Source organism: Sporichthya sp., from assembly GCF_013815995.1.
Classification (GTDB): domain Bacteria; phylum Actinomycetota; class Actinomycetes; order Sporichthyales; family Sporichthyaceae; genus Sporichthya.
In genome coordinates, this window is record NZ_JACDFE010000018.1 from 18,885 (window position 1) to 31,361 (window position 12,477).

General features: G+C 71.5%; 11 protein-coding genes. 1 reads left to right on the forward strand and 10 read right to left on the reverse strand.

The window, feature by feature from the left end:
- From H0X00_RS03915 to H0X00_RS03935, 5 genes are all read right to left on the reverse strand, one after another.
- On the reverse strand, positions 1–418 hold a 418-nt coding region (locus H0X00_RS03915; RefSeq protein ID WP_293767436.1), incomplete at its 3' end, for a helix-turn-helix transcriptional regulator.
- A complete protein-coding gene (gene dnaJ / locus H0X00_RS03920; RefSeq protein ID WP_293767437.1) occupies positions 415–1,560 on the reverse strand; it encodes a molecular chaperone DnaJ in 1,146 nt (381 codons plus the stop codon). The genes dnaJ and H0X00_RS03915, both read right to left, overlap by 4 nt.
- Positions 1,561–1,596: 36 nt before the next feature.
- Positions 1,597–2,106, reverse strand: a complete 510-nt coding sequence (grpE, locus tag H0X00_RS03925; RefSeq protein ID WP_367186418.1) for a nucleotide exchange factor GrpE — start codon at positions 2,104–2,106, stop codon at positions 1,597–1,599.
- Between the two features lie 134 nt (positions 2,107–2,240).
- A complete protein-coding gene (gene dnaK / locus H0X00_RS03930; protein WP_293767439.1) occupies positions 2,241–4,094 on the reverse strand; it encodes a molecular chaperone DnaK in 1,854 nt (617 codons plus the stop codon).
- A 129-nt stretch (positions 4,095–4,223) separates the two neighbouring features.
- A complete protein-coding gene (locus H0X00_RS03935) occupies positions 4,224–6,806 on the reverse strand; it encodes a M4 family metallopeptidase (protein WP_293767440.1) in 2,583 nt (860 codons plus the stop codon).
- Between the two features lie 177 nt (positions 6,807–6,983).
- On the opposite strand from H0X00_RS03935, the gene H0X00_RS03940 reads away from it, so the two are divergent.
- Positions 6,984–7,151, forward strand: a complete 168-nt coding sequence (locus H0X00_RS03940) for a hypothetical protein (protein WP_293767441.1) — start codon at positions 6,984–6,986, stop codon at positions 7,149–7,151.
- A 22-nt stretch (positions 7,152–7,173) separates the two neighbouring features.
- On the opposite strand, the gene hutI is transcribed toward H0X00_RS03940, so the two are convergent.
- From hutI to H0X00_RS03965, 5 genes are all read right to left on the reverse strand, one after another.
- A complete protein-coding gene (hutI, locus tag H0X00_RS03945) occupies positions 7,174–8,340 on the reverse strand; it encodes an imidazolonepropionase (protein WP_293767443.1) in 1,167 nt (388 codons plus the stop codon).
- Between the two features lie 112 nt (positions 8,341–8,452).
- A complete protein-coding gene (locus H0X00_RS03950) occupies positions 8,453–9,784 on the reverse strand; it encodes a formimidoylglutamate deiminase (RefSeq protein ID WP_293767444.1) in 1,332 nt (443 codons plus the stop codon).
- A complete protein-coding gene (locus H0X00_RS03955) occupies positions 9,781–10,974 on the reverse strand; it encodes an allantoate amidohydrolase (RefSeq protein ID WP_367186419.1) in 1,194 nt (397 codons plus the stop codon). Before H0X00_RS03955 ends, H0X00_RS03950 begins: the two co-directional genes overlap by 4 nt.
- A 37-nt stretch (positions 10,975–11,011) precedes the next feature.
- Positions 11,012–11,785: an ABC transporter permease gene (locus tag H0X00_RS03960; RefSeq protein ID WP_293767446.1), complete on the reverse strand. Its 774-nt coding sequence runs from the start codon at positions 11,783–11,785 to the stop codon at positions 11,012–11,014.
- The coding region (locus H0X00_RS03965; protein WP_293767447.1) for an ABC transporter permease at positions 11,758–12,477 on the reverse strand (720 nt) is incomplete at its 5' end. The genes H0X00_RS03965 and H0X00_RS03960, both read right to left, overlap by 28 nt.

Consider the following 12,477-nt stretch of genomic DNA (forward strand, 5'->3'; position numbering starts at 1 on the left):
GCCAGACCACGACCGCGTTGGTGGGCGGCGGCTCGTAGACCGCCGGCAGGTTCAGGCGGCGGTACATCGGCGAGGTCGGCTCGGAGTTCTTCTCGCGCAGGGCGGCGACCACGTAGCCGAGTTCGGCCTCCAGGTCGGCAATCCGCTCACGCAGCGCGTCGTTGTTGTTCTCCAGGTCGAGAATGCGCTTGATGCCCGCGAGGTTGACGCCTTCCTCCTGGGAGAGGCGGGCCACCTCGCGCAGCCGGGCGATGTCGCGGGCGGAGTAGCGCCGACCGCGCCCGGAGCTGCGGCCCGGCGAAACCAGGCCGAGTCGGTCGTACTGACGCAGGGTCTGCGGGTGCAGGCCGGACAGCTCTGCGGCCACGGAGATGACGTAGACGCCGATCTCAAAGTGATCGTCGCGCGGGCTGGTCACGACTCCTCCTCCGGGATGCGATCCGGGGTCATCAGGCCGGCGCGGGGATCGTCGCCGGCGGTCGCCTTGGCGTAGGCCTCCAACGCCTTGCGCGCGTCGGAGTTCAGGTTGGCCGGCACCGCCACCGAGACGGTGACGAGCAGGTCGCCGCGGGTGCCGTCCTTGCGCGGGACACCACGACCACGGACCCGCATGGTCCGCCCGTTCGCGGTGCCGGGGCCGAGCCGCAGGGTGACCGGCGCCCCGGTCAGGGTCGGCACCTTCACCTCGGCGCCGAGCACGGCTTCCGGGAACGCCACCGGCAGGGTGAGCGTGAGGTTGTCACCCTTGCGCCCGAACACCGGGTGCGGGCGCACGTGCACGGTGATGAACAGGTCACCGGCCGGTCCGCCGCGCTCGCCGGGCGCGCCCTTGGCCTTGAGCTTGATCCGCGCCCCGTCGTTGACGCCGGCCGGGATGCGGGTGTTCACCGTCTTCGAACTCTGCCCGCGCCCGCTGCCGTGGCAGGTCGGACACGGGTCATCGACCACGAGACCACGACCCCGACAGCCCTGGCACGGCTCGGACATGGCGAACCCGCCGAGGTTGCGACTGGTGTGCCCGACGCCCTCGCAGGCCGGGCAGACCCGCGGGGTCGTGCCGGCCTTGGCGCCGGTGCCGCTGCAGGCCGGACAGGGCCGCTCGCTGGTCAGCCGCAGCGGGACGGTGACGCCCTCGACGGCCTGGACGAAGTCGACGGTGACCGAGGTCTCGACATCGGCACCACGACGGGCCTGGGGCTGGCCGCGGCGGTTGAAGATCCCCCCGAGGATGTCGCCGAGACCGCCGTCGCCGCCGGCACCACCGAAGTTGAACTCGAAGCCCGGACCGCCACCGCGCTGGCCGCCGGCGTTGCGGAAACCGCCGTTGCCGAACAGTTCGCGGCCCTCGTCGTACTCCTTGCGCCGCGCCTCGTCGCCAAGGACCGAGTAGGCCTCAGAGACCTCCTTGAACTTCGCCTCGGCCTCGGGGTTGTTCTTGTTCTGGTCGGGGTGAAGTTCCTTGGCGAGCTTGCGGTAGGCCTTCTTGACGTCGCCCTGGGCCGCGCCCTTGGTCAGACCGAGGACGGCGTAGAGGTCCTTGTCGAGATACTCACGAGTCACTACGCCGCCCTCCCTTCGCGCTCTTCTGAGTGTTCGTCAGTTCTCCTGCGTCGTGGCCCCACCGAGGGGGCCGCCCGGCTCCGGCTCGGCCACCTTCACCCGGGCCGGGCGCACCACGCGCTCTCCCACCCGGTATCCGGGCTGCAGCACGGCGACGCAGGTCGGCTCCGTGACCTCGGCCGAGAACTCGTGCATCAGGGCCTCGTGGACGTTCGGGTCGAACAGGTCCCCATCGACGCCGTAGGTCTGCAGGCCGAGCTTGTTCAGCGTGGCCTCCAACGACTCAGCGACGACCTTGAACCCGCCGACCAGTTCGCCGTGATCGCGCGCGCGGCCGATGTCGTCGAGCACCGGCAGCAGGCCGGAGAGCGCGCCGATCACGGCAAGCTCCCGGACCGCGTCGCGGTCCCGCTCGACCCGCTTGCGGTAGTTGGCGTACTCCGCCTGCAACCGCTGCAGGTCCGCGGTGCGCTCGGCGAGCTCGGCCTCGGCGGCCCCGTCGTTGGGGCCGCCGACCGAACTCGGCACCGACATGGGCGGCGTCATCGTCGGACCGGCCGCCCCCGGCACGGCGTCCGTGATCCCTGAGCGGACGTCAGGGCGCACGGCGCCGGTGTCGGGGTCGATGCGCCGCTTGTCCCGGACCACCGGAGGCTCGTTCTCCTGCGGCTGATCCGAGGTCACGACTTCGGGTCCTCGTCGACGATCTCGGCCTCGACGACGTCGTCGTCATCGCCCGCACTGTCGCCCGGGCCCGCGGCGCCGCCCTCGGCGGTCGGCTGCGCACCCGCGTACATCGCGGCACCGAGCTGCTGACTGGCGTCGGCGACCTTCTTCGTGGCGGCCTTGACCGCCTCGTCGTCGTTGCCCTCCAGCGCCTTCTTCAGTTCCTCGATGGCGGACTCGACAGCGGCCTTGTTGGCCGCCCCGTCGCCCTCGGCGAACTTGTCCGCGTTGTCGGCGAGGAACTTCTCGGTCTGGTAGACCAGCGCCTCGGCCTGGTTGCGGTTCTCCACCGCCTCGCGGCGCTTGCGGTCGTCGTCGGCGTACTGCTCGGCGTCGCGGACCATCTTGTCGATGTCCTCGCGCGGCAGGGCGGACCCACCGGTGACGGTCATCGACTGCTCCTTGCCGGTACCGAGGTCCTTGGCGGCCACGTGAACGATGCCGTTGGCGTCGATGTCGAAGGTGACCTCGATCTGCGGCACGTTGCGCGGCGCCGGCGGCAGCCCGGTGAGCTCGAAGTTGCCGAGGCTCTTGTTGTCCCGGGCCATCTCGCGCTCGCCCTGGTAGACCTGGATGAGCACGGAGGGCTGGTTGTCCTCGGCCGTGGTGTAGGTCCGCGACCGCTTGGTCGGGATCGTGGTGTTGCGCTCGATGAGCTTGTCCAGGATCCCGCCCTTGGTTTCGATGCCGAGGCCGAGCGGTGTGACGTCGAGCAGCAGGACGTCCTTGACCTCGCCCTTGAGGACGCCGGCCTGCAGGGCCGCACCGATCGCGACGACCTCGTCCGGGTTGACGCCCTTGTGCGGGTCCTTGCCGCCGGTGAGCTCCTTGACCAGCTCGGTGACCGCAGGCATCCGGGTCGAGCCACCGACGAGCACGACGTGGTCGATGTCGGCGACCTTGATGCCGGCGTCGGCGATGACCTTCTTGAACGGGTTGCGGCAGCGGTCGAGCAGGTCCGTGGTGAGCTTCTGGAACTCGGCGCGGGTGAGGGTCTCGTCCAGGAAGAGCGCGTTCTTCTCCGCGTCCTGGGTGATGTACGGCAGGTTGATCGAGGTCTGCTGCGTCGAGGAGAGCTCGATCTTCGCCTTCTCCGCGGCCTCGCGGACGCGCTGCATCGCCATCTTGTCCTTGGTCAGGTCGAGGCCGTTCGCGGCGCGGAACTTCTGCACCAGGTGGTCGATGATCCGCTGGTCCCAGTCGTCGCCGCCGAGGCGGTTGTCACCACTGGTGGCCTTGACCTCGACCAGGCCCTCGTCGATCTCCAGGAGCGAGACGTCGAAGGTGCCGCCGCCGAGGTCGAACACCAGGATCATGTGCTCGGACTCGTCCTTGTCGAGCCGGTAGGCCAGCGCGGCCGAGGTCGGCTCGTTGATGATCCGCAGGACGGTGAGGCCGGCGATCTCGCCCGCCTCCTTGGTGGCCTGCCGCTCGGCGTCGGAGAAGTAGGCCGGCACGGTGATGACGGCGTCGGTGACCTTCTCACCGAGGTAGGCCTCGGCGTCGCGCTTGAGCTTCTGCAGGACGAAGGCGGAGATCTGCTGCGGCGTGAAGTCCTTGCCGTCGATCTCCTGCTTCCAGTCGGTACCCATCTCGCGCTTCACGGAGCGGATGGTCCGGTCGATGTTGGTGACGGCCTGGCGCTTGGCGACTTCACCGACGAGCACCTCGCCGTTGCGCGCGAACGCGACGACCGACGGGGTCGTGCGCGCGCCTTCCGCGTTGGCGATGACGGTGGGCTCCCCACCCTCCAGAACCGCGACGACCGAGTTCGTCGTACCGAGGTCGATGCCGACCGCACGAGCCATGGTGATTCCTCCACAAGACATTGAGCTGATGGGACTCAAGGTTAGGGAGGTGGTGGTTCCACCGTCAAATTACTTGAGTCTGTTCCGCTCAACCTTGCGACTGACCTGGCTATTCCGCGGTCGGGGGCGTCACTTCCGCTTCACGGAAGCACCCGGGCCGTTGCCGCCCTTGGCCTTCGGGGTGACGGTGAAGGTGTAGGCGCCGGACTTGAGCCCGGTGAACTTCACCGACTTGCCCTTGGCGCTGACCTTCTTGGTCACCTTGCCGCCGGCGCCCTTGGCGGTGACGGAGTAGCCGGTCAGGCCGCCGGCCGGGATGTACACCGGCCGGGACCACTTGACGGTGGCCGAGGAGCCCTTGCCGCTGACCTTCACCCCGCGCGCGTCACTGGGCTTGCCCCTGCCGCAGGCGTAGAAGGCGACGTCGTCGACGGTCCAGCCGTCGAAGGCCACCGCCCGGTCACCGACGATCCGCCAGCGGAACTCCGCCTTCTTGCCGGCCAGGAAGCCCAAGTCGAGCTTGCTGGACCCGTAGCCCTTGCTGTCCCCGCCGAACGCCTTGTACTTGCCACCGGGGTCGGGCTGGATGTTGCGGCTGGGGCCGTTCTCCCATTTCTTGTCCGAGGCGTTCGTCCACGGGCCGGTGCCGATCCGGTACTCCAGCACCGCGCCGTCGTAGTACCGGTCGACCACGCCGGTCTCCAGCAGACCGTGGTCGAGGCGGTACTGGTGGGCGAAGCGCAGGAAGGTGCCCACCCCACGCGGGACGGTGATCTTGCTTTTCAGGGTCGCCGGGCTGGAGAGGGCTCGGTCCGGCTCGACCCCGTAGATGCTGTAGGTCCCGGTCTTGGCGTAGTCGCCGATGACGGTCCACTGGTCGCCGAGGCCCCAGGTCTTCTTGTTGAACTTCTCGAAGCCGTCGGTCAGCAGATTGACCCTGGTGGTTCCGGACGGGCAGACCGAAGCCTCCGGAGCGCCCGCCTTGCCGGGTGGCTGGGCGTTCATCTGGGTCGCGGCGACGGCCTTGTCGACCTGGGCGCAGGTGTCGGCGGTGAAGCCGGACTGCCCGACCAGGTTCGCGCAGCCCTGACGCAGGACGTCGCCGAGGTCGGCGTAGTCCGCGCCGGAACTGAGCATCCGCAGCACCCGGTAGTACAGGACCGCGGTCGCCGTGGTGCCGATGCCGCTGATGCTCTGGCCGTTGAAGTCACCGCCGGTGGCGATCAGGTAGGCGGCCTTGTTGTTGACGCCGCTGTTGTTGTGCACGCCGCCGTTGTCGGCGAAAAACAGGTCGGCGTCGTAGTTCGGCGCGGTCATCCGGTCCGGCTGGCCCAGCGGAGGGAGCAGGGTGTTCTGCGGGTTCGCCATGTTGCGCACCGGCACCTGGTCCAGCGGGGCGTCCTCGCCGATCACCCACGGGTTCGAGGCGTCCTCGCTGCCGTTGGCCAGGTCCACCAGCTCACCGAACACGTCCGAGATCGACTCGTTGATCGCGCCGGACTGGTAGAGGTACAGCAGCCGCGCGGTCTTCTCGGTGACGCCGTGGGTGATCTCGTGGGCGACGATGTCGTTGGCCTGCGTCCAGCCCTGGCCGTAGTACATGCCGCGGCCGTTCCAGAACGCGTTGTCGAACAGGTTGCCCTGCGCGGCGGAGCACAGCGTGTTGCCGGGGCAGAAGCGCACCGTCGAGCGCAGCCGCTTGCCGTCGCCGCTTCCGGTGTCGACGCCGAGCAGTTGGGTCAGGTCGACCCCGACGGTCGAGGCGTAGAAGTTCAGGGTCTCGCCGGCGAAGTCGAAGGCCTGGTCGACGTCGGCCGGTGAGCCCGCGGGACCCTGGCCCTCGGCGCGGGCGTAGGCCGGCTTGCAGTCCTGCCCGAGGTCGGTCTTGTCCGCCTGGTTCTTGCGGTCACAGACCACCCGGTCGGCATGGGCGATCAGGTTCAACTTGAGCGGGATGGCGCCGGTGCGGGCGTCGACCAGCACCATGTCGCGGACCTCGCCCGCGTTGCTGACCTCGGTTCGCCAGACCGGGCCGGTCGCCATGTGCCGGGTCGCCGGGACGCCGATCAGAGCGGGGTCGAGGTGCCACAGCTCGGGCTGCGCGGCCCGGATCGCCGGGGCGTGCGCGTCCGGGTGGTCGCGGATGACGGCCGCCAGCGCGGTGGCGCGGGCCTGCTCGGCACTGACGCTCGGCCGCGGGTAGGTCCCGGCCGGGGACAGCTCCCCGGTGACCGACTTCAGCGCGCCCAGGGCGTCGAGGACGACGACGAGTTCGCCGCCGAGCACCGGCACGCCGTCACGCAGTTGCTGAAAGCGGGCCAGCTTGTCGGTGGCGAGGGAATTGCCCAACCCGACGGGCTCGGCCTCCAGTCGCAGCTCGCGGGCCGGGTCGGACAGGCCGAACAGTGCAGCGGCGCGGCTCAGGTGCGCGCGAGCCTGGGTCTCGACGTCGGTGAGCGGGGAGACGCCGGCCGGCAGCGGCAACGGGTGGCCGGTAGAAGTGCCCAGCAGGTGGGCCAGGCCATAGGCGTCCCGGGTGATGCGCAGCGGCGCGTCGGTGAGGTCCTGCAGGAGCGCCTGAGTCGCCCACGAAGCGGCGGACGGGCTCGCGGTGGCCGGGGTCGGGACGGCGGGGTCGGCCTGGGCGGCGTGCACGCCGATGCCCGCGGCGGCGACAACGGCCGCGAGGGCCATCACCGGACCAGCGCGCATGCCTCTCCCCGGGACAGAGTGCAGAATTCCCCCGAACTTGGGGATCCTTCCACACGCAACTTGGATATCCAGGGGCATTGCCCCGTCCGTGAATACCCATGACGAACCCCGGTGAACTGCCCTGGCTCCGCGAACGAACGCCCTTGGCAACGCCGCCACGGCAGGTACCCTGCGGTCATGTTGCGCACGCTGCGCGCCTCCAACGGCCGCCCCGCATTCCGGACCCGGGTGGTCGCGTTGCTGCTCGCGCTGGGCATGCTGGTCGGCGCGGCCCCGCTGCTGATCCCGCTCACGCGCTGGGCCGTCGGCAACGTCGCCCCGCGCCGGGCGCCGGCGCGCGTCTGACGCGCTTCGCCATGACGCTGCCTCAGATGGGGCGACCGTCTTTCCACACGCCCGCGACCAGCGGCACCCCCGGCCGGTAGGCCAGGTAACCCGGATCCGGGGCCGCCAGCACCACGAAGTCCGCGCGCGAACCTGGGCGCAGCACCCCGATGTCGTCACGGCGCAACGCCCGCGCCCCACCGGCGGTGGCGGCGTGCACCGCCTCGGCCGGGCTCATCCCCATCTCCCGCACGGCGAGCGCGATGCACAGCGGAATCGAGGTTGTGTACGAGGTGCCCGGGTTGCAGTCGGTGGCCAGCGCGACAGCGACGCCGGCGTCGAGCAACCGGCGCGCGTCGGGGTACGGCGAGCGCGTACTGAACTCCGCCCCGGGCAGCAGCGTGGCCACGGTGGCCGACCCGGCCAGGGCTTCGATGTCGGCGTCGGCGAGGTGGGTGCAGTGGTCCACCGACGCGGCACCCAGTTCGACGGCGAGCCGCACTCCGGGGCCGGGCCCGAGTTGGTTGCCGTGCAGACGTGGCCCCAGACCGGCGGCCATGCCGGCGCGGCAGACCGCGCGGGCCTCGCTCTCGTCGAAGGCGCCGCGGTCACAGAACACGTCGATCCACTTCGCGTGTGGCGCCGCCGCCGCGAGCATCGGGCCGGTGACCAGGTCGACGTAGGCGCCGCGGTCGGCGGCGTACTCGGCCGGCACCACGTGCGCGCCGAGGAAGGTGGTCTCGTCGGTGAACTGACGGGCGATCGCCAACGCCCGGGCCTCGTCGGCGACGGTGAGCCCGTAGCCGGACTTCACCTCCACCGTGGTGGCCCCGCCGGCGCGCAGCTCCCCCAGCAGCCGGGCGACGTTGGCGGTGAGCACCTCGTCGGGAGCGGCGCGGGTGGCGGCGACGGTGGAGGAGATCCCGTCCGGGGAGTACGGCCGGCCGGACATCCGCCCGGTGAAGTCGGCGAGCCGGTCACCGGCGAACACCAGGTGGGTGTGCGAGTCGACGAAGCCGGGCAGCACCGCGCCGCCGCTGGCGCTGACCCGGACATCGCACGCCGGCGCCGCGATCGCGGGCCCGGCCCACGCGACCCTGCCGTGCTCCACCACCAGCGCCGCGCCACGGATCTCCCCGAGCAGCCCCGGCCCGGCCGCCGGGTCGTTGGTGACGAGCACCGCGATGTCCGCCACCAACAGCGACGTCATCGCCGGACCCCCCGCCCCCGAAAGTGCAGTACGGCACGCAACGTCGCGCGACTCAGGTGCTGTTCTGCACTCTCGGGGGTGCGGGTGACGTCTTGTACTGCGCTTTCGGGGGTCACTGGTGGATCACCGCTCCGATGGCTGCGCTGAGCGCGGCGGGGACGTCGGGGACGAGCTGGTGCACCCCGTCGGCGACGACGACCCGCCCGGACGCGACGACGTGCCGCACGTCGGCGGCGGTCGCGGCGAACACTGCGGTGGCGGCCGTCGGCGGGCAACCGGCGGTGCGGGGGGTGTCGAGGGAGATCGTGACCAGGTCGGCGTACGCGCCGGCTTCGATGCGCCCGACGCCGCGCCAACCGAGGCAGGCGTGGCCGGCCTCGGTGGCGGCGGCGAGCAGATCGGCGGCGGAGTGCCCACCGCGGCGGCCGGTGATCAGGCGCTCGTCGAGTTCGACCCCGCGGGCCTCCTCGAACAGGTCGATCACTGCATGGCTGTCGCTGCCGAGCGAGAGCGACGCCCCGGCCGCCCGCAGCGCCGAGGCCGGGCCGATGCCGTCGGCGAGGTCCCGTTCGGTGGTGGGGCAGAAGCAGACTGTCGCGCGATTCAGCCCGTACAGGTCGATGTCGGCGGCCGTCAGGTGGGTGCCGTGCACCGCGGTGAAGTTGCTGGCCAAAGCGCCGGACTGATAGAGCAACGCCGTCGGGGTGCGCCCGTGCGCGGCCAGGCAGGCCGCATTCTCCGCCGCCTGCTCGGAGACGTGCGCGTGCAGCACCGCACCGCGGGCGGCCCACTCCGCGACCATCTCGATGTCCCGGGCCGGGACGGCCCGCACCGAGTGCACCGCGGCGCCGAGCTTCGCCCCCGCGCCCGGATCGAAGCGGGAGACCCGGCCCAGCCAGCCGCCGACATCGCCGTCGGAGAACCGCAGCTGGGGCTGCGTCAGATCACACTGCCCTCCGGAGGGGCCGAAGCCGCCGGCCAGGTAGCAGGTGTCGAGCACGGTGATCCGGATCCCGGCCTCGCGCGCGGCCTGCGCGACCGCGTGGCCCATCGCGTTCGGGTCGGCGTAGGGCGTGCCGCCACGGCCGTGGTGCAGGTAGTGGAACTCCCCCACGCAGGTGATGCCGGCCAACGCCATCTCGGCGAAGGTCGCCCGGGCCAGCGCGAGGTAGGTGTCCGGGTCCAGCGCTTCGGCGACGGCGTACATCGCCTCCCGCCAGGACCAGAAGTCCCCGCCGCCCTCGTGGGTGCGTCCGCGCAGCGCGCGGTGGAAGGCGTGCGAGTGGGCGTTGGCCAGGCCGGGCACAGTAAGCCCACGCAACACCGTCGCGTCCGGCGGCGGGGCCGCTGCGGTCACGGAACCGAAGCGCTCGCCGTCGACCTCCACCAGCACCCCGGCCACCACACCGCCGGGCAGCACCGCGTGCTCGCACCAGTACGTCACGGCGAACGGTCGAGGTTGGTGAGAACCGCGGCCAGGGCCTCGACCCCGGCGTGGCAGTCGGCCGTCTCCGCGTGCTCAGCCGGGGAGTGCGAGACCCCGGTCGGGTTGCGGACGAAGAGCATCGCGCTCGGGACGCCGGCGGCCGCGAAGATGCCGGCGTCGTGGCCGGCGCCGGTGGGCAACACCGGGACACCGCCGAGCAGACCGGCCAGCCGGATCGCCAGGCCGGGGGCGAAGACGACGTCGGGCGAGAAGGACTCCTCCGCGAAGGCCACCTCGACGCCGTCCTGGACGGCGCGGTTCCGCGCATGATCGAGGACGTCGGCGACGAGCGCGCGCACCGCGGCCTCGTCGGCGGCCCGGGCATCGAGCCAGGCGCTGACCCGGGACGGGATCGCGTTGGTTCCGTTCGGCGCGACCACCACCTTGCCCACCGTGGCGCGAGCGCCCAGCGCAGCCGCGGCCTGGCGCACGTGCAGCACCGTGGAGGCGAACGCGAGCATCGGATCCTTACGCTCCGTCAGACCAGTGGTTCCGGCATGGTCGGCGGCGCCGTCGAAGGTCAGCCGCCACCGGCCGTGCGGCCAGATCCGGTCGCCGACCGCGACCGCGAACGGCGTCCCGCCCAGGTGCCGGCCCTGCTCGACGTGCAGTTCGACGTAGGCGCTGATCCGGCCCAGCCGCTCCGGGTCCGATCCGAGCGTGTCGGGATCGGCGCCTTGGGCGCGCATCGCCTCGGCGAGCGTCATGCCGTCCTGATCGCGCAGCCCGCGGGCGCGGTCGGGATCGAGCTCGCCCGTCGCCAGTCGCGACCCCGCGCACGGGACCCCGAAGCGGGCCCCCTCCTCTTCGCTGAAGGCGGCGATGGCGAAAGGCCGGCGCGGTTCCCAGCCGCGCGCGAGCATCAGGTCGAGGGCGGCGAAGCCGGACACGATTCCGAGCGGGCCTTCGAAGGCGCCACCGTCGGGCACGGAGTCCAGGTGCGACCCGGTGACGACCGCGGTCCCCGGCAGGCCGTCGCCGAGCCAGGCCCACAGATTGCCGTTGCGGTCGCGCTCGAGACCCATCCCCCGCGCTGCGGCCTGCCCGGCGAACCATTCCCGGCAGGTCAGTTCCGCGGTGGACCAGGCGAACCGGCGGTAACCGCCGGTGCCGGCGTCCCGGCCGACGCCCGCGAGCTCGGCCCACATCCCGTCGAAGCTTGGCTCCACGCGACGATCCGCTGGGTCAGTTGTTCAGCGGCGGGGGCGGCGGACCCGGCATGGTCGGGTAGGTGGCGGCCGGCGCCGGCTCGGGACGCGCCGGCCGGGACACCGGGCGGCGGGCCAGACCGGGCGAGGTGAAACGGTGCCCGACCATCACGATCAGCCCGTCCAGGATCACCGCGAGCAGCGCGATCAGCACGCCGCCGGTGGCCACCATCCCGTAGTCGCGGAACTCGTCCGACTGCCCGTCGATGATCAGCCGGCCCAGCCCGCCGGCGCCGACGAAGGCGCCGACCGCGGCCATCGCGACCACCTGCCGGGAGGCCTTGCGGATCCCGCCCACCAGGTCGGGCAGCGCTATCGGAATTTCGACCCCACGCAGGATCTGACTGGGCAACATCCCGGCCGCCCTCGCGGAGTCGACCGCGGCGACGTCGACCAGGCGTACCCCGGTGTAGGCAGCGGTCATCATCGGCGGGATCGCGAGCAGCACGAGTGCGAACAGGACGGCGTCGCTGCCGGCGTCGATCTTCAGCGCGAAGTAGCAGAAAACCCCGAGCGGTGCCATCAGGCGGCCGAGGGTGCCGAGCGCGATCGGTAGGTCGTCACCGCGCCGGCCGTGGCCGACCATGGTGCCGACGGGCAGCGCGATCAGCCCCGCGATGAGCAGCGCACCGAGGCAGAGCGCGACATGTTCGGCGGCCCGGTCGGCGATCCCGCCATCGCCGCTCCAGTTGTCGCCGTTGGTGAGGTAGTCCCACATCAGGTTCATCGGATCGGCACCAGCCTCGACCACGGGGCGAACAGCTTCGCGCCGCGGACCAGCAGTACGTCGGCGCCGAGGGCGACCAACCCGACCAGGGCGACGCCGACCAGGACCTCGGTCTCGAAGCCGGTCTCGTAGCCCTCGGTGAAGAGCGTGCCCAGGCCCCGGACGCCGACCACGGCGGAGGCGGTCGCGAGCGTGATGCAGGTGACTGCCGCGGTGCGCAGGCCGCCGATGATGGCCGGCAGCGCGACCGGCAGGTCCACCCGCGTCGTGCGTGCGAATCCGGTCATGCCCATCGAGTCCGCGGACAGCCGGACCGGGCCGGGCACCGCCATCACGGCCTCACCGATGGTCCGCGTCATCAGCGCCAGCACGAGCAGGGTCAGCCCGACGACCACATTGATCCGGTCGTCGAGCTTGGTGTCGAGCAACGCCGGGAAGACGACGAAGAACGTGAGCGCCGGGATCGCCTGCAGGAACGCACACAGGCCGAGAACGGTGAACCGGGACCCCGGTGAGCGAGCCACCAGGACTCCGAGCGGCAGCGCGAGCAGCACGCCGATGGCGAGCGGGATGAAGGCCAGCACCGCGTGGTCTCCGAGCAGGTCTCCTAGGTAGCTGCGGTTCTCCCAGGCCCAGTTCATGAGTCGGAGACCCGGACCCAGTGCCCGGTGGCGGTGTCCCACTCCCAGCGGCCACTGTCGAGGTCGTCCTCGGCG